The sequence below is a fragment of the Streptomyces sp. NPDC019890 genome (genome assembly GCF_044903445.1).
Lineage (GTDB): Bacteria > Actinomycetota > Actinomycetes > Streptomycetales > Streptomycetaceae > Streptomyces.
Genome location: NZ_JBJDQK010000001.1, coordinates 921,253 through 942,600, shown reverse-complemented (window position 1 = coordinate 942,600; position 21,348 = coordinate 921,253). Strand labels below are relative to the sequence as shown.

General features: G+C 69.9%; 11 protein-coding genes. 7 read left to right on the top strand and 4 right to left on the bottom strand.

Annotated elements, in window-relative coordinates:
* The first annotated feature begins 143 nt into the window (after positions 1-143).
* The 4 genes from ACI2LP_RS04200 to ACI2LP_RS04185 all read left to right on the top strand — a co-directional run bounded on the left by ACI2LP_RS04200 (position 144) and on the right by ACI2LP_RS04185 (position 4,846).
* On the top strand, positions 144-1,496 hold the full coding sequence (locus tag ACI2LP_RS04200) for an alpha/beta fold hydrolase (protein ID WP_404722988.1): 1,353 nt from the start codon (positions 144-146) through the stop codon (positions 1,494-1,496).
* The gene (locus ACI2LP_RS04195) at positions 1,493-3,082 is read left to right on the top strand and encodes an alpha/beta fold hydrolase (RefSeq protein ID WP_404722987.1); all 1,590 of its coding nucleotides are present in this window, start codon (positions 1,493-1,495) and stop codon (positions 3,080-3,082) included. Before ACI2LP_RS04200 ends, ACI2LP_RS04195 begins: the two co-directional genes overlap by 4 nt.
* Positions 3,083-3,821: 739 nt before the next feature.
* A complete protein-coding gene (locus ACI2LP_RS04190; protein ID WP_404722986.1) occupies positions 3,822-4,544 on the top strand; it encodes a hypothetical protein in 723 nt (240 codons plus the stop codon).
* Between the two features lie 20 nt (positions 4,545-4,564).
* Entirely contained in the window at positions 4,565-4,846 is a 282-nt protein-coding gene (locus tag ACI2LP_RS04185) for a hypothetical protein (RefSeq protein WP_404722985.1), read from the top strand.
* Between the two features lie 599 nt (positions 4,847-5,445).
* Here the strand turns inward: ACI2LP_RS04185 and ACI2LP_RS04180 are convergent.
* Both ACI2LP_RS04180 and ACI2LP_RS04175 read right to left on the bottom strand, forming a co-directional pair.
* Complete coding sequence (locus ACI2LP_RS04180) at positions 5,446-7,560, bottom strand: dynamin family protein (protein WP_404722984.1); 2,115 nt, start codon at positions 7,558-7,560, stop codon at positions 5,446-5,448.
* A 3-nt stretch (positions 7,561-7,563) separates the two neighbouring features.
* Positions 7,564-9,600 (bottom strand): dynamin family protein, encoded by a 2,037-nt coding sequence (locus ACI2LP_RS04175; RefSeq protein WP_404722983.1) that lies wholly within the window; start codon positions 9,598-9,600, stop codon positions 7,564-7,566.
* 328 nt (positions 9,601-9,928) lie between these two features.
* Between ACI2LP_RS04175 and ACI2LP_RS04170 the strand changes: the two genes are divergently transcribed.
* Positions 9,929-10,684 carry a hypothetical protein gene (locus ACI2LP_RS04170; RefSeq protein WP_404722982.1) on the top strand — a complete coding sequence of 252 codons (756 nt, stop codon included), beginning with the start codon at positions 9,929-9,931 and terminating at the stop codon, positions 10,682-10,684.
* 98 nt (positions 10,685-10,782) lie between these two features.
* Positions 10,783-13,890 (top strand): CHAT domain-containing protein, encoded by a 3,108-nt coding sequence (locus tag ACI2LP_RS04165; protein WP_404722981.1) that lies wholly within the window; start codon positions 10,783-10,785, stop codon positions 13,888-13,890.
* Between the two features lie 25 nt (positions 13,891-13,915).
* On the opposite strand, the gene ACI2LP_RS04160 is transcribed toward ACI2LP_RS04165, so the two are convergent.
* Together ACI2LP_RS04160 and ACI2LP_RS04155 are read right to left on the bottom strand one after the other, a co-directional pair.
* Complete coding sequence (locus tag ACI2LP_RS04160; RefSeq protein ID WP_404722980.1) at positions 13,916-15,052, bottom strand: ComEC/Rec2 family competence protein; 1,137 nt, start codon at positions 15,050-15,052, stop codon at positions 13,916-13,918.
* Complete coding sequence (locus ACI2LP_RS04155) at positions 15,049-18,084, bottom strand: hypothetical protein (RefSeq protein WP_404722979.1); 3,036 nt, start codon at positions 18,082-18,084, stop codon at positions 15,049-15,051. The genes ACI2LP_RS04160 and ACI2LP_RS04155 overlap by 4 nt, the downstream gene beginning before the upstream one ends.
* 85 nt (positions 18,085-18,169) lie before the next feature.
* On the opposite strand from ACI2LP_RS04155, the gene ACI2LP_RS04150 reads away from it, so the two are divergent.
* Entirely contained in the window at positions 18,170-21,280 is a 3,111-nt protein-coding gene (locus tag ACI2LP_RS04150) for a CHAT domain-containing protein (RefSeq protein WP_404723055.1), read from the top strand.
* Positions 21,281-21,348 lie beyond the last annotated feature (68 nt).

Here is a 21,348-nt window from a genome sequence, read left to right as displayed (position 1 = left end):
TCCTGGGTGCGGCCGGCTGGACACCGAGCAGTGCGGTGTCCCCACCCGTAAGCGAGCCCCGGTCAGGAACTCCGGCGCGGTTCGTGCCCGGTCCCTGTCCCAAGACGCCCGAGCCGATCCCCGGGCGATGCGGGGTCCTGGCAGTGCCCGAGAATCGCGCCCGCCGCGGCGGGCGGACCATCCGGCTGGCCGTTGCGATCATTCCGGCCGCCTCGGCGACACCGGCCCAGGACCCGGTGGTCTTCATGACCGGGGGCCCCGGAGGTGACGCGATCGGGGACATCCCCTTCCTGATCGACGCCGGCGTGAACCGGGATCGCGACCTGATCGTCATGGCCCAGCGCGGAACGCTCCATTCCCAGCCGAGCCTCGCCTGCCCGGAGGTCGACCGGTTCTACGCGGACGCCGTGGGGCTGCGCTACGACGCGCCGTCGACCGGGCGTCTCCTGGTGCGCGCGACGAAGCAGTGCCGGGACCGTCTGACGGCCGACGGGATCGAGGTGAGCGCCTACAACACCACCGAGAACGCCGCCGACTTCGCCGACCTGCGCAAGGCGCTGGACATCCACCGGTGGAACGTCTATGGGTACTCCTACGGCACCGACCTGGCCCTCACCTTCCTGCGCCGGCACCCCCAGGGGATCCGCTCGGTGGCGATCGACTCCGTCGTCCCTCCGCAGATCGTGAGCCTGCCGTGGACCTGGGACAGCGCCCGGGAGGGGATCGGCGCGATCTTCGCGGCGTGCGCGGCCCAGCCCCGCTGCAAGAGCCGCTACCCGGACCTCCCGCTCATGCTGACCGAGCAGGTCCGGCGGCTGGAGGCGCACCCCCTCACGCTGACGGCGCAGCCGCCGGGAGGCGGAGACCCGGTGGAGGTCGTCCTCGACGGAGGTGCGCTGGTGAACCTGCTGGTCGCCAACGCCGTCCCGGCCGTCGACGTCCCCGCGGCCCTCGACGAACTCGCCCACGGCCGCCCGGAGCGCTTCGCGCGGGCCCGCGCCGCCGGCGCGACGCCCGTCATCGGCGAGTTCGCCCACGGCCTGACGCAGTCCGTGGCCTGCGCGGAGTGGGTTCCGGGGTACTCGCGGTACGACCTGCTGAAGGCGGGGCGCGAGGCCTTCCCCGGCTGGCCTGACACGGTCCTGGCCCAGGCGCCGCAGCTTCCCTTCGAGCACGAGGTCTGCCGCGTCTGGGACGTCCCGGACCGCACGTCCGTCCAGCGGGTGACGACGTTCAGCAAGGTGGCGACGCTCATCGTCTCCGGGTCCTTCGACGCGAAGACCGGAGCACGCTGGGGGCCGTACGCGGGCCGTACGCTGCCCCGCTCGACCGCCGTGCAGATTCCCGGCATCGGCCACTGGGTGGTCCCCCAGTCGCCCTGCGCGCAGAGCGTCCTGGCGTCCTTCCTCGCGCGTCCGACCTCGCCCGACACCGCCTGTGTGGCCGGACTCGCACCGAGACCGTTCACCATCACCCCCGAACCGGAGAGCGCATGATGTCCATCCGCCCGCCCCACCTCCGGCGCACCGTGCGCCGGCTCCCGTTCGCGCTGGCCGGGGCCACGGCCGGTGTCCTCGTCATCGGTCTCGCCGTGACGCCGGCTCGGGCCGAGAGCGGCGCCGGAGCGCCGCTTGGCACCGTCGCCCGAACGGCGGGCGACGCCCGCTTCGTGCCGGGCCCCTGCCCGAGGACGGCGGACCCGATCCCCGCGCTCGAAGGGGCCCGCTGCGGCACGCTGACCGTGCCCGAGAAGCGTTCCCACCGCAAGGGACGGAAGATCACCCTCGGAGTCGCGATCGTGCCGGCGGCCACGAGCAGACCGGCACCCGACCCGATCGTGTGGTTCGCCGGCGGGCCCGGCGACGACGCGGTCTCCGAGGCCCAGCTGGCGATCGACGGCGGCCTGAACCGCGACCGGGACGTGATCTTCATGTCCCAGCGGGGGACCTACTCGGCCGACCCGGTGCTCACCTGCCCGAACATCGACGAGTTCAACGCACGCGCCGTCGGCCTCGTCTACGGCGCACCGTCCACCGGGCGCCTGCACGTCAGGGAGACACGGACCTGCCGCGAGCGGTCGGCGCGCCGGGCCGACCTCAGCGCCTACAACAGCACCGAGAGCGCCGCCGACTACGCCGCTCTGCGCGTCGCGCTGGGCATCGGGCGGTGGAACGTGTTCGGCATCTCCTACGGCACCGACCTGGCTCTCACCTACATGCGCGAGCACCCGAAGGGCATCCGGTCGGTCGGCATCGACGGCGTCCTGCCGCCGTCCCTGGCCGGGGCGAGCCTGACCTGGAGCGCCGCACGTCAGGGCTTCGACGGCCTGTTCAAGGCCTGCGCGGAGCAGCCCGCCTGCGACAGCCGCTATCCGAACCTGTCGGACACCTTCGAACGCCTCGTCCGTGAGCTCGAGGCCCGACCGCTCACCACCACCGTCACGGTCCCGGACCGTCCGGGGCCGGTGAAGGTCGTGCTGGACGGCGGAGTCCTGGTGAACTGGCTGACCTCCGCCACCCACCTGGCGGCCGGGGTTCCCCGCTCCATCGACGAGCTGGCCCACGGCAACCCACAGCGGATCGCCCAGCAGTGGGCGGGGGGCAAACTCAGCCCCCAGGCCGTCGGAAGGCTCGCCCACGGGCTCGCCTACGGCGTGTTCTGCAGCGAGTGGACCCCGTTCGAGAGCGAGGCCGACGTGATCAGGGCAGGGCGGCGCGCGTTCCCGTCGTTCCCCCGCTCGGTGCTCGCCAACGCCCCGCAGCTGCCCTTCCTCCATGCGGACAGCCGCGCCTGGGACGTCCCGGCGGCGCCGCGCTCGGTCAGGCAGGTGACGCGGAGCGACATCCCGACCCTCGTCGTGTCTGCCGGGTTCGACGCACAGACCGGGGCGAGCAACGGGGCGTACGCCGCCCGTACGCTGAGCCGGTCCACCGTCGTCACGGTCCCCTACGTCGCCCATGTGGCGTTCGCCGAGTCGCCGTGTGCGCAGGCGATCACCCGCTCGTTCTTCGACGCTCCGACCGCGCCGAACACGGGATGCCTCGCGGGCCTCCAGCCGCCCCAGTTCGAGATCGGGACGTGAGGGCTGATCCCAGCGCGGTCATCCCACAGCCGCCGGGGCCCGATGACTTCGCGCTGATCGAGCTGCGCCAGACTGCCGGACCAGGACTTTCGAATCTGCTCGCAGCAGCGGAGGGCACCTACGCGGGGACAGCTCCTGACCCGGGGGTGCCTCAGATGTCCCGGAAGAGACCAGCGAACCCGGTGACCTGCAGCGACGGGTGGCTCCGGGATGCTGACCTGCATCAATGTCCTTTCGGCTGTTTCACGCTCATGCCTCTTGATGCAGCCGGAAGTCCCAGAAAAGTCCCAGGGGACTCCCACCGCCCGCTGCCACTCGTTCGGCTCTATGCAGAGTGTGCGGGTGCGGTGTGGGCTGGTGCTCGTGCATCGGTGGTCGGCCCTGAACGAACGGCAATGCGTGTGCCCCTCGAACGGCTCGCGGCCGGAGAGGAGCCCGGAGCCTGGGCGCCGGGTGAACGGCGCTCGGCTTATGCCCTGCGTGATCGCGGACTCCTGACTGTTCGCCGCGGTGGCGGTGACGTGCGTATCGAGGTCACTGAGGCCGGCCGGTTCTACCTTCGGCATGGTCATCATCCCGACGACCCGGCGTTCGCGGACGAGGGTGTTCAGGTGGTGTCCGCCCGGCCTCCGGCGCCGGCAAAGGGGGAGGGCGGCGCGGAGCAATGGGTCGAAAGCGCAGCCTGACGCCCTACAGTGAGCGGCCCGTCGCACGCGCTCGACAGGCGAAGGCGCAGGAGTTGATCGAGCGACTGGCTACCGAGGGGCGTGTCTGTCTCGTCGATCCCGATGACGACGAGGTCGCGGAGTGGCGGCGCGTGGTCAACTACGCGAAGCGACACGGCTTGGAGCCGCCGGGCAAGCGCATCGAGAAGGTGGGCCTCGGTTCACGTGAGTTGGAGATGCGCCTTGTGGAGGGCCCACATCCCAATTCACGGAGCCAGCGGCCGAAAGACGGCGCGTCGGCGGTCCCGGTACCCGCGCGACTGAGTTCCCTCCATCCGGCTGTGGTTGCGCTCAGGGACGACGAGGGGCAGCTGGTGATTCCGCCTGTGCTCCGTCGCCGGTCGCTTCTGCTGCTGCAGGCGCTGGCTGCCGAGGCGGTGCAGCGAGGGTACGAGGTCAGGCGCGGCCGGTCGTACTATTCGCGGCGCGAGGGCGGAGTGGACGTGCTTGTCGACGGCTTCGCGCACACCGTGACTGTCAGGCAGGAGTTCCCACAGTCCACGAATCCGGCGCGGGCTGCGCGCGTCGTCGTCGAGCTTGACCATGGCCGGTCCGGTCGGCCGGGCCGATGGCGGGATCGGAAGGGCCGGTCGCTTGAGGACGCCCTGGGCTTGATCCTCGGGGAGATCGAGGCGCGAGCACTGGAGGACGCTCGGCGCAGAGACAGCGAAGAGCAGGCCAGGCGGAGCGTGCAGTTCACTGGCGAGCGGCCGTCGAGGAGGCGAAGGAGCGAGTAGTTCAGGATCAACTCGCCGAGGTGCTTCGCGAAGAGGCCGAACGCTGGCGGGAGGCCGCTGTGCTCGGTGAGTACTGCGCGGCACTGGAACGTCGTCTCGGCAAGCTGGGCGGTGCCATGGACGAATCGGCTCTGGACTCGGCCCGGCGTTGGTTGGAGTGGACGTACGGCTACGCGCGGGCGATCGACCCGTTGACCCGGCTTCCGGGGATGCCGAACACGCGTGAACCGACGCCGGAGGAGCTCGAACCACATCTGAAGGGGTGGAGCCCCTACTGGCCGGAACGACGGGACGGACGGTGACTTGGCTAGTCCGGCAGCGGCGGAAGCAGCGCAAGGACTTCTTGGCCGACGCGGTGTTGACGGGCCCTCCTGGTGCTGGTAGTCGTCGAGCGGCAGACCGCTCACACCCAGCCAGACCGCTAGCGGCTCCAGGCACTCGGCGGTCTGCCGGAATAACAGCAGCCGCTCCTCGGGCCCCAGGGTGTCCAGGGACTGCGTGGTGCTGCCCTGATCCGTCAGGACCGTCAGCGTACGGGCCTGCGGGCTGAACCTCGTGACGATCTTCAAGCCCGGAACCCGGTCGTAGCGGCCAGCCTGCCGGGCCCGGCGCACCGCCCTGCGTGGGAGTCCTCGATCGGGTCCATGTAGCCCGCCAGGCACGTCGGAGAGGGGAACCCGGTACTCCCGTCCCTCCCGCTTGCCCTTGGTACAGGCACGCGCCAAATGGGCCAGGGCAATCCGGCCTGTGACGTCCGCGGAGGGCAGCTCGACGTCCAGGACGCTGCCCATTCGACGAGGCGTACCGGTGCGCGCTGAGGCTGAGCGAGGCGTGCGGGTCCGCTTCGTAATGCCGCGTGAGGTGCGGATCCAAGACGCGCTCCCTCAGTCTGGCGCTTCCCTCAGTCGGGCACCACGGGTGAGGCCATGTCGTTCCGTGCGGCGAGCTTCTGTGTGAAGGCGTCAATATCGCGGGCTAGTTCCCGGACATGCGGCTCAAGCTCCAGCAATACGGCTAGCCGTTGCCGCAGTTCCTCCCTCAGGCGTTTGGTTTCCTGCTGACCGGCGGCCAGGGCGTCGGACCGTGCGCGGAGCTCCGCCATGGTCTGATCCTCCAGTATCCGGGCGCGTATCGACCAGGCGTGTGCTGCCTCGGTGAGGACCCCGGCTGTCGTACGCAGCTGGTTTCTGAACACCGCGCGTGCGGCCTCACGGTCGTCTGCGGTCAGGTCCACAATGCTGTCGAAGAAGGCGTCACTCGTGGCCTTGAGCCAGTAGTCGGCACCGCTCAACAGGTCCCGGATCCGGTCTCTCGTCGCCTTGTCGAGGCGCAGGAGTTGTGCGTCGACCGAGACGGGCCGCAGCGCGCTGACGTCCGGATAGAAGTGCGAGATCGCCCGGGCCTGGGCCGTGGCGGCCTCAGACAGTGCCGCCGCGGCGGTCGTCGCTGCCCGGTCGTATCCCGAGTCGATGTGTTCGAGTAGGTCCTTCCTGCGGCGCAGTCCCGCTATTTGGGTGTGCATCGTCCGTTCCTGCGAGAGGACGATCTCGGTAAGTTGCCGGGTGGCGCGGGCGACGGCCGTCCGCAGTTGTGCCTGCTCGCGCGCGATCCTCTGCGCCTCCCACTCCCGGTCGGTGTCGTCGGAGAGGAGATGCAACCGCCGACGCACTTCGTCAGTGACGTTCTTGTGTGCCGTCGACAACAGGCGACCGGGATCCCCCGCCCCCCTCCATCGGTCGGCCCACATCCGCACACCCAGCCGACCCGCGAACTCCGACTCCAGCCTTCTGCAGAGATCCGCCGGGCCACTGTGCATCTCGGCTGGCGGCACGGGACCCAGGGCCAGCGGAATCACTGTGAGGTCGCCCGACACAGGAACGCTCACCGCGTCCGCTACGGCGCCCTTCAGCCTGTCGTGCACGGCGGGGAGCCGTTCGGCGGTCGCGGCCTGCCGCTCGACGGAAGAGCCGAAGTCACGCGGTGGCCCGGACGAATGGTCCTCGCCCTTCATGAATCGTCGCAGTGCGTGGTCCCACCAGGAGAAGCCGAACAGCACCCGCTGGTAGTCGGCAGGAGTCCTGACCAACAGGCGCAATGCTTCGAGCGCCGCCGTGTTCATCGGGGACACCGGGCGACGGGCGTCCAGCAGTACCACGACACCGTCGGGTTTGCGGTACCGCAGTTCGTCCATCACGTCGGCGTGAAACCACGCTGGCGCACACAGGCCAGCGCTGTCCAGGAAGGTGAGGTGCCGCAGACGGGGATGCGGCACCTCACACACGGCCTTGGAAAGCGTCAGCGCCAAGCCGGGCTCGGTCAGGTGGCGGGCGAACTCGCCGGGGTCCGTCAGATCGAATACCTTCGGCTGCCGCGGGTGCAGCGACACCTCGAAGGACCGGACCGTACCGGGTTTCACAGCGCTCTGCGTTGCTGCAGTCAGTTCGTCGGCGAGTTCCCGTGGTCGTACCGGCATGCGGTCGCCGCTGGTGACTTCGTGGACTTCCCGTATGCCGAAGGCATACGGATCCCGGAGCCATGTGAGGAGCTCATGTGTCATCGCCTGGGAGCCCTGTGGGCCGCGGTGTCCGGCTGCGGGCACCGCGGTGAAGGGGACAGTCGTACGGAACCACAGTTCGCCGCGCAGTTCCGGTCCGAAACGGAACTCGGTCGGCACCGCGGTCGTCGCGGTCTTCGAGACGGGGAGCCAGTCCAGATCCAACAGGCGCGCCAGCAAGCTCGTCTTGCCGGACGAGAAGGAACCGAGCAGCAGCACCAGCGGGACGTCGCGCTCCCAGCGCGAGGAGAGTTCCCTGACATCGGCCTGGAACGCCGTCTCCTCAGCGCCGCTCTCCTGCGCCCCCCGCGCCAGGTCGTACGTTCGCTGCAACAAGACGAGGGATTCCGTGCGCAGGCAGCCGGGCTCGAAGCGGCTGTCCTCACCGTCCTCCGGCGAGGCGGATGCGGTCAGGCCCTCGGGGGCATGGGCAGAACCATCCCGGTTCTCGATGGAATCCATCGCTTAGCGACCCGCTCGCTCCGTGAACCTGCTGGCAAGGGCCGTCAGTTCGTCCTGGAGGTGGTTCGCCTCTTCCGCAGCCGTGTTCCATGCCACGGCAGCGGCGGTGCAGGGCATGAGGGATTCGCGTTTCGGTGCCAGAAGAGTGTTGAGCTGCTTCTGCGCCGATGCCCACAAGCGGTCGAAGATCAGCGCGGCGAACGCCGGCCGCTGTGTGTCCAGCCGCGACCGGACGGTCTCGGCCAGTTGCTCACGCCCCTCCCCGAAGTCCTCGATCAGCTTCTTGACGTCGAAGCCTGCCATGACGATGGACAATACGGAGGCCGCGCCCTTGGCCGCAGTAACTCCTCCGGCCTTGGCGGCCTCCTCGGCAGCTGCCTTGGCCGCCGTTTTCGCGGCCATCCCCGCGACCATGCTGGCACCGACCTCCAAGCCGAGTTTCGCCATGCCGCTCCCGGTATTGGTCACGTTGCCCTGTGCGGAGGCTCCCGGACTGCCGTAGAACAACAGCGGGTCCACTTCGGTCCGGTCGGCAGGCAGTACGGCGGGCGCGAGCTCCTCATGCAGTTCCTGTCGCAGTACGCGCAATCGTTCGTCGACGACGACCTGTCCGCGTGCATCCGTCCGCTCCCAGAAGCGGATGCGGCCCACGGCCCGTTCCGTGGCGGCGTCGATGTGGTGGTTGAGCCGCTCGGCAGCGGAATCGACATCGCTCACCCATGCGACCGCAGAGCGCGCCAGCGTCTCGATCAGCTTGAAGTTCTGCAAAACCGCGTCCGCGGCGGCGTGGCCTAAGACCCGGGCCAGTTCGTCGCCCTGCGCGGCCGCCACCGTCTGGAGCTCGTCCCGTAGCAGGGTCCGCGCTGGTTCGACCACCTTGAGCTCGCGCTGCGTCCAGTCATCCACATGCTTTTGTCGGTCGGCAGCCCTGCGGAGCAACTCCTCCTTCACTGCTTCCACGTCGTCGGCCACGCCGCCCGCGTGTCCGGCACACCGCCGGAGCAGCAGGCTGACCCTGGCTCGCTCGACCTTCTCGCCATCGGGGCCCACCAGGTCTTCGAGTGCGCGCCACAGAGCAGCGTGCCCGCAGCGTTCGACTTCACCCGCGAACGCAGTGTCATGGGCCAGCGCGGGGTCGTCCCGTTTCCGCTCCGTCAATCGGTGTGCATGGTCGGAGTCGTAGAGCACCACGCCGGAGAGGTACGCGGCGAGGGACTCATGTAGCGCGCCGACTACGGCCGCCATCTCCGGATCCGTGTGGGGGTCGTACGCCGGATCGTCCTCGTGGTCTTCCAGGCTTCGCGTGAGGACGCCGAGGACTGAGCCCTTTCGACTGGCAAGTTCCTGGGCGAACACCCTGATTTCGTCGACGTTGCCAGCGCTCTCCGGGAAGAAAGTCCACAGCACCAGATCCGATTCGTCTTCCCGCAGATAGCGCAGTGTCACGTCCTCGAACGGCTGCAGGCGGTCGCCCAGCCCCGGCGTGCTGATCAGCCGCAGCCTGCGCAGGATTGGTTCACGCAGGTAGAATCGGACCTCCCGGCACGCCAGTTGCCGTGCCACCCGGACGTCCTCCTGCCGTAGGAACTGCACGGCCTCACCCACCGAGGTGAAGCGTGTGATGCGTCCGTCCGACCACACACGCTCCGCGTACTCCTCGGTCTCCGACTCCCCGAGCCAGTTGAGAACCGCGATGACGCCGTCCGTTGGGTCAGGGTCCGAGATCAGGAGCCGCCGTCCGAGAAGCGAGTTGATCAGCGACGACTTCCCGCTGGACACCTGGCCGATGACGAAGACCGAGAGTGTCGCCGATACCCGGTCCGTGACACGGCGGAGCCAGTCGCTGTCGAGAAGCTGCGCATGCGCGGGCGGTTCGATGCCCGCATCCGCCACGAGGGCACGGGCGGTGTCGGTCAACCGTCCCAGCCGTACTAGGCCCTGATCCCGCTGAAGATCCGCCCAGCGCATCGATTCCATCACCGCGCCCCCCGTCAGCACTGTGTGCCTGCCCCGCAGTGATGGTTGCACGCTCAGCGTCAACTTGACCACTCTCTGTGCTACCCGAATGGGTGAATGTCGGGCAGTGCCGGATAATGGTCGAGCGTGGCGTCTGGCGCCGTGCGTGCGGGCGCCAGGCTTACGGTGTCTCGCGACGCCACCCCGCAGCTACACGTACACGGCGGTCCGGTGAAGAGGAACAGCTTGCCCTGTTGGACCCCTGTGTGGTCAGCGCCCACTGTCAGCGGGTGAGGGTCCCGGATGGGGCGGCGTTTCGGGCGCCGCATGTTCTGTGAGTCGCAAGGGTAGTTCCCGGGCAGGCACGTGCCTCACAGGGTGACGGTCGGGGGGCTGCATGGGGGTCGGTACCTTGCTCAGCGCCATCGACCGGTACAGCTGGAAGGCGCGTATTCGTCCTGTAGTGCTCGTGCTCCTCCCCATCGCCCTGCCGGCGGCGGCTGTTGCCCCGGAGTGGGCGAATGGCGGCCGGTTGTGGATTCTCGCGCAACTCGCCGGGCTGCTGCTGCTGGCGGAACCGCTGGGCCGCGCCAGAGGAAAGAGGGTCGAAGAAGGGCTCTTTACCGCGTGGGGCGGTAAACCCAGTGTTCAACTGCTGCGCTGGAGCGGGCCGATGAATCGAACCCAGCTCATCTACCTGCGTACGCGCGTGCAGGAGATTGTCGGGGTCTCGTTGCTGCTGCCGACCGAGGAAGAGGAGCGCGTAGACCTCAGCAAGGCCGACGAGGTCTACGAAACCGCGGGCACCGTTCTGCGTGCCCGCGCCCGCGCGTTGCCGGGAACCGGCCTTCTCGCAGAGCACAACTGCGAGTACGGCTTTCGACGTAACGCCCTTGGCCTGCGTGGCTATGCGCTGGCTGCCGCCGCCATCGGTGCCGTCGCCCTGGCGGGTGCGGTGGCATGGGCGGGTACAACCGGGGCGGGGGTCGAAACCGGAGAGGTCGTGCTGTGGTCGGCGCTGGCCGTGGTGGACCTGGGGCTGTTCACATTCTGGTATGCGACGGTGCGTCCGAGCTGGGTCGAGTCCGCAGCCTGGGACTATGCGCGTCAGTTGTACGAGACGGTGAACATACCGGACACGGGCGGCCCGGCTGCTGGTGCGGGCTGATTCTACGAACTCCGCGGAGTATTCCTGGGGATGTCCATGATCTGCGGACGAACATCCCTGTCTGTCCCTATTCTTATTGAATGGGGGTGTGTGGAAAGGTGACAGCCACGGAATCCTGGCGGCTCCTGGCCGCCGTCGATCTCTCCACTTCCGGGGGTCCGGGTGACGCGTTGCGGCTTGTGGAGCGTCTTTACTCGGAGGACAGCGACGAGCCGGAGCCGGAGGATCGGACCGCACGGGACGACGGGCTTCGGGTCGCTCAGGTTCTGCTGGGCCGGGGCCTTCCCGCCGACGACCGAGCGCTGGTGTCCGACTTCTGCTCCTCCGCGCTGCTGGAGCGGTTTCTGGACCGGGGCACGCTGGCGGACCTCGACGAAGCCCTGAGTATCCGGCGGGCCGAGACGGACTTCACCGACTCGGAGTGGGGGTGCGCTGCACGGGTCAATCTGGCGTCCCTCCTGATGACGTCCTGGGACTGGACACGCCGTGAGGAGCATCTCGTGGACGCGCGGACGGCGCTGGCGTCGGCTGCCGGACTGGCCACCACCGCCGATGAGAGGGCCGTGATCGCGGGCGGGCTCGGAAACGTCCACGCACGGCTCTACGACCTGCGCCGCGACGTCGCGGATCTGCAGAAGTCGATCGACGAGTACACCGTGGCGGCCGCCTCGCCCGACCCCTCGGTCGCCGCGCAGGGGAATGCGTCCCTGGCGGCGGCGTACCTGGACCGCTTCCGCACCGCGGGCGGCGACGGTGAGGATCTGGCAGAGGCGGAGCGGCTGGCCAGGGCCGCCCTGGCTGGCAGTTCGGCACCGTCGGCCTCCTGGCGCCACGAACTGCTCGTACGCATCCTGCGCGAGCGCTGCGCTCTGGACCGGGACGACAGGCGGCTCACCGAGGCATGGGAACTGATCACCGCGCTGCTGGACGGGGCTGGCCAGGATTCCCCGGCGCGGGCGTCTTTCGTGGGTACGGCCGCCTCTGTCGCCCACCTCCGGTATCTCGCCCGTCACGACCGCGCCGTACTGAACGAGGCGATAGACCTGACCGAGGAGGCACTGGGCGTCCTGGACGACGTTTCCACGCCCGACCCACAGGACCGGGCGGTTCTGGCGAACGAAGCCTGTCTGCTGCTCACCGAGAGGTTCACTCTCGACGGAGCGCGACGAGACATCGATCGTGCGGTCGAGGTGGCACAGCGGAGCCTGGACGACCCGCTGCCGCAGAACATCGCACTCGGAATTCGAACCAACCTCGCCAACGCCCTGTACCGGCGCTACGAGTCGTACGAGGCGGTCAGGGACCTGGACCGGGGCATCGCCCTGACGAGGGTGGTGACGAGCCGTGCTTCCGACGCGCCGGAGAAGGCCGACGCTCTCAACTCCCTGGCCCTGCTGCTCGGGGAGAAGGGACGTCGGACAGGCCGTGACGCGGATTTCCGTGAGGCCCTCGGCCGTCTCGACGAGGCGATCGCAGTGACGTCGGCGGGCTCTGTGGACCGGGCCGCTTCCCTGATCAACAAAGCGACTCTGATCAGCGACCGCGCGGACGCCGGAGCGGCCCGACCGGCGGATGGGGGCGCGACGCGCGACGCGTTGATCGCGCTGCTCGACGAGGCGTGGCGGCAAGCCCCCGAAACGTCCGCGGTGCGAGCCCGGGCCGCCTACCTGCTCGGCTGCCGTCATGCCGAACGAGCCGGCCTGCACGCCGTCCTCGCCTCTTCCGACGCGGCGGAGCGCTCGCAGTCGCTGACCGCCACCGAGGCGGATGATCTGCGCCGAGCCTTCGAGCTGTGGCGCGAGGCCGTGGGGCTGGACGAACCGTTCGTCACGATCGAGGCGGGCCAGCAGCTCGGCAACGCCTCCTTCGCTCTGCGGGAGTGGGAGGCGGCGGCCCTCAGCTACCGGGTGGCGCTCGGGGCCGCCGACGAACTGACCACCCGCCGCAGCCTGGCGGTCGACCGGCAACTGGCCCGGTTCCAGGTTCAGGGTGTCGCGGCAGCCGCGGCACTGGCGGAACTGAGGGCGGGGTCTGTCCGCGAGGCGGTGCTCCGCCTGGAGGAGGGCACCGCCACCCTGCTGGCCCGTGCCCTGGGTCAGCGCGCGCGGCAGGTCCCCTACGAGGCCGTCGCCGAGGCCGCACGGATCCTGGACGGCCCTCTCGTCTACTGGGCGGCAACGTCGGCAGGCGGGTTCGCGATCGTGGTGCGGCCCGATGGCGGGATCGTCGAGCGTCCGCTCGCGGTGACGAGCGCGGAGGTCGAGTCCCGGCTGGCCGCGCTCAGGGTGGCTTTCACCGCGCACCGCGGTACGACCCGCTCGGTGCTCGCGGACTGGGAGGCGGCGGTCCGCCACTTGCTCGCCTGGACCTGGGACGCGGTGGTGGCTCCGGTGACGGAAGACCTCGACGGCTTCGCCACCGTGGGCCTGATTCCGATCGGCAGACTCGCCTCTCTCCCTCTGGCCGCCGCGGCCGCGCCCTCAGGGGCGTCCCTGCTGTTCCGCACGCTGCCCCGGCTCCTGCCTGGCAGCCGTGCGGTCCGCCCACAGGCGCCGTGGCCGACGGCTCCCGGCATCGTCGTCGGATGCGATCCGGGGGAGGGAACCCGCAGGCTTCCGCACGCCGAGGCGGAGGCCGCCCTGGTCGCCGACTGCTATACCCGGGTGGGGCGGCTCTCGGTCCCGTGCCCGGGCGAACCCGCGCCGATTGGAACCGGGGGGCGCGTACTGCGCGCCCGCGGCACGGCGACGCGGACACCGGAGGCAGCGTCCGGCGCGCAGAGGTGGATCGGGGCGTTCGGCGGCGCCGAGGTGGCCCACGTGATCTGCCACTACGACCTGGACCCCGACCAGCCGCTCGACTCCGTGCTCCGTTTCGGCGACGGCGTGCGCGTGGCGGACCTGCTGGAGCGGCGTCTGCCCGGCGCACCGCACTTCGTACTCAGCGCCTGCGACACGGGACTTGGCGGTGTCCGGTTGCCCGACGAGGCGTTGGGACTCGGCAGCGCGTTGCTCGCGGCAGGGGCGCGATCCGTGGTCGCCTCGCTGTGGCCGCTGGACGACGAGCTCGCGGCCGCGTTCATGGGCGCATACCACCACCGGCTCGCGGCCGGTGAGGACCCGGCACAGGCGCTGGTCGCGGTCCAGCGGGAAGCGGCTGGCGACCAGCCGGCGGTGGTGTGGCCCGGTCTGGTGCACATGGGGTGACCCGTACGGGCCGACGGGGCCGGATTCAGCCCGGTGGCGGCGGAGCCTGCGTCACCGTGCCGCGCTCGACGACGAGCGTGATGCCCCCGGTGCCGTGCGGGGGGTACTTCGCGCTGAAGCCCAGCCGCTGCTGCAGGAATCCGTCCTCGTACCGCTCGGTGCTGGGTGCCCGGTAGTTGAACCACACTGTCGGCCACCGGGTCCCGAGAACGAGCCGTGCCATGGTCGGCCGACTCGGATGCGAGCCCTCCGAGGGTAGGTACTCAGGCTTGTCCCCTCTGACCTTGTGGCCGCCGTGGGTGGTGATCAGCCACTGGTCGCAGTCGAGCACCGCCAGCAGTTCCGGACTGGTGTTGTGCGCACTGCCGTGGTGCGGCACCTTGCACAGGTCCACCCGGTAGCGACCGTCGGACGCGAGACGCTCCAGCGAACCGACCAGGACCTCGGCGTGGGCGTCACCGGTGAACAGCACCCGGCTGCCGTCGCCGGTGTGCTCGGCGCAGAAGGCGATGCTGGAGCCGTTGGCCGGCGCCTTGTCCGGCGTGTACTCGAGGGCCAGTTGGTGCCAGGGGATCTCCTCGGCGGGCTGCGGCGGCCCGAGCAGGTCCGGTGGCGCCGGGGGTTCCCCCCGCGCCTTCCGCCGCTGTTCCGCCTGCCACTCGTCCCAGGTGTCGCGCAGGGCCGCGAGCCCCTCGAAGGTCGGAGAGAGGAGGGTCAAGGTGAGTCCGGGCAGTTCGACCACGGGCAGCGGTTCGCCGTCGTCCGTCGGTACGACCACTGCCCTGCCCCCCGTCGCTGCGTTCCAGGGTGTTCCGGCCGCCGCGAGCAGTGCCGTGAGTTTCTCGGCCTTGGGCATACCGAGCATGTCGGGCGGCAGAAGGTGACGTTGGCCATTGAACCAGATGTCCCGCGTGCCGAACCCCTCCGGCGGCGAGGTGAGCAGGGCGAGCAGCCCGCCGATGTGGTCGTCGTCGAGATGGGTGCACACGATCAGCTCGAAGTCCCGTTCGCCGACGGGCTGACGCGCGAACCGCTCGGCGAGGGCCGGTCCCGCGCCGACCGTGCCACCGTCGATGAGCATCCTCCGGCGTCGCCCGCCGTCGTCCCACTCCACCCACAGGCAGTCACCCGCGCGGGCCGGCAGTGCCTCCACGGTGATCACGGCGTTCCCTCCTCCGCGGTGCGCGACGCATTCCGGGCCCGCACCACCCAGTCGGTGTCGCCGAATCCCACCAGTGCGAGCACGCACGCGTCGCCACTTGTCAGCAGCTTCCGGCGGGCCCTGAGCAGAGCCTCGCCGAGAGGCGAACCCGAAGTTCCGGAGGCCGCGGCCCGTAGCTCCGTCAGCAGCCGTACGCCGACCGGGACGATGTGCTGACCAAGCACGGGGACCGCGGTGGCGACGACACCCGGTGCGCCGTCGTCCAGCAGGGCGGTGGACGCGTTAGAGAAGGGTGTGGGCCCGTCGGCGGTCGCGCAGCCCAGCAGGAGGATGACCGGTTCCGTCCCGCCGTCACGGGCGAAGAGGAATTCCATCCCGTCGATGACGTCCACCTCGTCGCTCTCGCCCAGGGTGAGGAACACGACGCCGTCGGCGTTCTCGCTGGAGTGCGGGAAGAGGAGGACCACACCGGGCGGGGTGTTCAGGTCGCGCATCTTGCGGACGAGCGTGTTCAGGTCCGCCCAGTCGGCGGCGAGTCGCACGGCCTCCGGGTCCCCGTCCGTCAGGGCCGCCGCCGCGGTGGTCCAAGCACGGTCGTCGTTGTCGTCGGCCCGCGCGGAGGCGGCGGCGCAGACCGGCGTGAGAGAGCAGGCGTGCCAGTCGATGTCCGGGCTGACGCCGAGGGCGAAACGGGCGTCGTCCGATTCCCGCCGGACGTGACGCTCGATCACTTTCGACGTCCCCCAGAAACCGAAGGGGCAGACGGTCGACTGCTCGTCCCGCTCCGGGCACCCCTCGCATCCGTCGTCGTCCACCCGCGAGGGGGCGTGCGGGCACAGCCGCAGCGATCGGCCGGGCCCCGTGTCCAGCTCGCGGTCGTACAGCAACTCGATGGGCAGGATCGCCTCCGGCCCCGCCGAGTACACCGAGATGCTGTGCGCCCGTCGCAGCTGCTGGACGAGTCCGTCCGTCTCCCAGCCGTCCGGGAACAAGGTCTTGCGCAGTCTGCGGCCGCGCCGCGCCAACTCGGTCAACAACGTGGCGAATTCGGGATTCCCGTAGCCGCCGAAGCGGTCGGCGCCGTTGACCAGTGCCTTGAGGCCGGCGAGCAGTACCTGAAGGGTTCTGCGGAGGTCGTGCGATGTGCTGCGGTGCAGGAACTCCTCGGTGCGCGTGGTGACGAGCGGCAGGCCGTTCGCCGTGTGGCCGACAAGGAGTGTCGCGTCATGGGGCTGCGCTAGGTCGAGCTCGTCGGTACGGGCCCGGATCACGGACTCGACGCGGAACTTGGGTGGCTCCTGCGCCCCGACCCGACCGCTCAGCACCCCTGTCTGGAGGACCCGCGAGCCGTACAGGACGGCGATCCGGATCAGTACGTCGGTTCCGGGAGCGCCCGCCGAGAACCGCAGGACCGCGGAGGTGCTGTCGCCGTCCCCCGACAGCTCGATCTCCTGTGCCGCGGTGCGGTCGGGGCCCGGCACGGGAGTGAGATCCGTGGCGAGGACTGTCAGCCGGTGCGTCCGTCCCGGAGGCAGGGCGTCGGCGGGAAAAGGAGGCTCCTCGGAGTCGACCCGGGCGTTGGCTGCGAGGAACACCCTGACATGGAAAGCGAGGTGCGGTGCGATATAGGGGGCCGGGATGGCTCCGTCCGGTCCGACCACGTCGGCCCGGACGTAACGCGCGGGTACCCGCCGGGCGCGGTCGGCGATCGCACGCAGGTCACCGGCGGCCTCCGGGGTGAGACCGGTGCCGTCGGGCCCGGGGCCGCCGCGCAGCGCGCGGCCCACTCGGGCCTCTTCGGAAGGCCGCAGGGCATCGGGTGGGACGGCGGCCAGCACCGGACGGATCCGGGTGGCGTCGAGGAAACGGGGGTCCGCGCCGATGACAGGCGGGAGCGCGCCGCACTCCTGGGCCGCTCCGTATAACGCCATGTCGAGAGGGAGGTCCTGGGAAAGCCGGTCGAGCAAGATGTTCAGCCAACGCTGTGGTGACGGGCCTGTGTGCGCCATCGCGGCGATGGCGGCCCGATGTCGGGTGGCCAGGGATCGTAACTCCTCGGGCGGCGGGACGAGTTCGGGCGACTCACTCACCACGACCACGGCGGTGGCCTGCGGTTGACCGGGGGAGTGGACCACGTCGCCGCCCCCGGTGTGCGGAACCAGCAGCAACGACGTGCGGCTCCAGCGTCCCGAGGCTGCGACTGGAGTGATCAGCCCAGCGTTCGTCTCGGCCGCGGCCAGCAACACGCTCCGCAGCCGCGCGGCGGGACCGGCTCCGGGCAGGATTGCGAGGCGCAGTGGCCAACTCCAGCGGGGCACCTCCCGCGCGTCTGTCGCCTCCGTACGGTGCAGGACGGAGGCGACACCGGTGCCCAGCGAAAGCACCGCCGCCGTCTCCGTGTTCACGCCGGTCCCGTCGGTGAGCAGCAGACGGATCCCGGACCGGTCACCGACGGCGATCTGCCAGGTGTCGGAGACCCACTGCGCCTCGTCGGGCCGCTCGCGGAACCAGGGCAGCGGATCGGCCCAGGGAACCAGCCGGGGGGCGGAACCCCCGAGGATGCTCGACCGCTTCCCGAGGTGTCCCGACTCCGTCCACTCCTCCGGTTCGCTGAAGGCGTTCGCGTCGAGCCCGAGCGCGGTGGCGATCCCCGCCGCGAGGAGCGTGTCCGTGATCCGTCGGCCGTCCGCGTACGGCCCCAGCGCCTCCGTGACGGCGTGCAGTGTCCGGTCGAACTGCCCTGCGGGGTCCGCCGCCAAGAGAGCGACGGCGACGTCTTGCCAGGCGGGCTCGCGAGTGCTCTCCGGCACACATTCTCCATCCGCGGGCTCCAACAGTGCTTGGAGAGCCGGGAGTTCTTCGGCCAGGGCCAGTAACCGCTCAGCATGCTCTGCCCGGTCGCCGTCTGCGGTCGCCAGTGCGCCGATCCCGTCCACGAACCGCGGCCTCAGCTCCAGCCAGTCGGGGCCGATCAACACCGGCAGCCGCGGCCAGAGTTCGGCGAGTCGTACGGCGGCGTGGCGAGCGCTCATGGACAGCCCTCACTGTCGACGGGTGCGGGGCGCCGTGGAGTTCCGTCGTCGCGGATCCGTGGACCCTAGACTCGCAACTGTGGATATGCTCCCGCCCGCGATCGCGGACTGCGAAGAACACGTGCGAGCCAGGGTTCTGCACTACGAACGTCTGCAGCGGGCGCTTGACGACAAAATCGACGACGAGGACAAACTAGCGGACCTGGAGGATGAATCGGTACAGGTCGGCCGAGAACTGCTGGCCCTGACGCTTGACGCCGACACCGGCCGGCGGGTCGAGGTCTGCTTAACCGTCGATCTGGTCAGGCGCTTCCGCCGCCGCGGAGCGGCCGCGCTCGCGGATCTGGAGGCGGCGATCGAACTAGGCCGCACGCGCGTCCGCGCCGGTGACGAGAGCACCTGGGTCACCGACCGGGTCAACCTGGCGAACGCGCTGCTCACCTCTTGGGAGGAGCGGGATCGCGCCGACCATCTGGAGGAGACCGTCGCGCTGCTCGAGCCTGCGCTCGCGGACGAGGGCATCGGCGACGAGGGCCGGATCAAGATCGCCTCGAACCTCGGGACCGCGTACAGCAAGCGTTTTGGTCTCCGGCGGGACCCGGCGGATCTGGAGCGCGCGATCACGACGTACGGGATCGCCCTCACCGACCCGGAGCCGGGCACCGTCACGGGTACCCGGGCCAACCTCGCTCTGGCGCTTCTGGCCGCTCACGGAGCCGGGGTCGGGGCGGGAGACCGACTGGATGAGGCAGCTTCCCTGATGCGGCTGGAGCCTGTCGGACCGATGCGGGCCCAGGACCACGCGAACTGGTGGGACACCCTGGCCCAGGTACGGCTGGCGCAGTTCGACCGGGACGGGAGCGAGAAGCACTTGGAAGAGGCGGGCGTGGCCATGGGGCGGGCGCTCACCTTGTTGCCCGAAGACTCCCCGGGGCGGGCGGGCTACCTCGGTACGACGGCGGTGCTGGACTTCGCGCGCTACGAACACCGTGGCGACCGTTTGCAGTTGGACATCGCGATCTCCACGGCCGAGGACGCACGGACGCGTGAGGGCCTCGGGGCGCAGGATCTCGCGATCCTCGCCAATCAGATCTGTTTGACCGTCACCGAGCGGTTCGAGCGCGACGGGAACCGTGACGACCTCGACCAGGCGATCTCACTGGCGAGTGAGGTACTCGACGCGGGCACCCGTCTCGACATCGAGATGGTGCTTCGCGTCAACCTCGCGCACGCGCTCCACCAACGCTTCGAGCTGACGCATGAGCGGCGGGACCTGATGGAGGGCATCGCCTGTGTCCTTCCCGTCCTTAGGAAGCGGAGCGCACCGTCGCAGGAACGGGCCATCGCCCTCGCCGCTGCCGGAAGTATGTACGAGAGCAAGGCGCTGATCATGCGGTCCGACGGCCAGGTCCGCACGGCTGTCGCCGACCTCGACCAGGCCGTCCGCTACGCACGGGAGGCCCTGGACCTGACGCCGGAGGAGTCCCCGAACTCTGTGATCTACCGGATGAACTTGGCCTCCTTGCTGTCGTCGCGCGCTGAGCTGACGGACTCGCGCGAGGACTTCGAAGCCGCGGTCACCTGCTACGAGATGGCCCTTGACCAAGCGGATGAGAATTCCTCTGTATACGCCCGCATCGCCTACACCCTCGGTTGTCACTACGCCTCCAGAGCCGAGCTGACCGGTCCGCCCGACAACCTTGGTGACCTGCAGCGGGCCTGCGACCTGTGGGACGACGCCCTCGCAGCGGAGCTGCCTTTCATCACCCAGTTCGCCGGACAGCGGTTGGGTGACGTTGCCTTCCAGATCGGACAGTGGGACAAGTGCGAGCAGGCCCTCTCGCTGTCCCTCGACGCCGCTCGGGTTCTGACAGCGGTGCGTCCCCGTCTCGCGGACCGCGAGCGGGCTCGCCTCGCGGTGCAGGGTACGGCCGCGGTGGCGGCACTGGCCGCTGTACGGGTCGGAGCACCGGAGCGGGCCGTGGTCCACCTCGAACAGGCGTCCGCCACGCTTCTCGCCGAGGTCGCGGGGCGGCCTGTGGACAAGGTTGTCTTCAGCGACGTTGTCGCGGCTGCTCGGCGCCTGAACGGTCCCCTGGTGTACTGGGCGGCCACCTATGCCGCCGGAATTGGTCTGGTCGTCACTCCGGACGGGGTGGTGACCCCGGTCCCTCTCGACGTGACCACATCGGAGATCGGCGAGGTACTCGACGGCCTGCGTGAGACGTTCGAAGCGGACGACGCCGCGAACTGCCCCGCTGAGGCAGAAGCCCAACTCGGCCTGTGGAACGGGGCCGTCGAAGCGCTGCTGGACTGGACATGGCGAACCGTGGTCACGAGGATCATCGATGCCTTGGACACTGCGAGGGCCCTGGAGGGCGCGAGCGCGGTCGGACTGATTCCGGTCGGCCGACTCGCCGCGCTACCGCTCGCGGTCGCGCGGAGTGAGGAGGGCGAGGCGCTGTTCGAGCGAACCATCCCGTGCGTACTGCCGAACGCACGCTCGGTCGGCCACGAAGAGCCGTGGCCTGCGGCACCCAGGGCGACGGTCGTCTGCGACGCGGGCGCAGGCACCGAGCACCTGCCCGCGATCGAGTCCGAGGCTCACCGGGTAGCCTCCTGCTACGGACACGCCGACGAGTGCGTCGCCGTATCGGTCGGTGCCGTCACACCCGGTCGTGCCTTGCGCCGCAGCAGAACATCCGCCGAAAGCGCGGCCTTTCGGGCCACTGAGCAAGCGACGGTCGGCGGCGCCGACGCCGGCGACGAATTCCTCCTCCGACTGCAAAACGTGGATGTGGCGCATATCGCCTGCCACTTCACGATTGATTTCGGTGATCCACTCAACTCGGTCCTGCGCTTCGGCCCCGGAGTCTTGCTGGCCGATCTGTTCGGCAGGACCTTGCCGTCTCCCGTCCATCTGGTCCTCAGCGCTTGTGACTCAGGGCTGACCGGAACACGCCTGCCCGACGAGGCGATCGGTCCCGCACCGCTCCTGCTCGCCGCAGGCGCTCGGTCCGTCCTCGCTGCGCTGTGGCCTGTCGATGACACGACCGCTCCTGATTTCATGGCCGACTACCATCGTCGCCTGGCTCGGGGGGAGACGCCGGCCACGGCACTGGCACGGACACAACGGGCCGTCTCCGGCATTCTGCCCCTGGCCCTTTGGGCATCGTTCGTGCAAGTCGGCCGGTAGCGGTTGCAGCCGGCACCTCGGTGAGGCCGGCCCAGTAGTCGTGTTCGTAGTCGATCGGGTTCATCCAC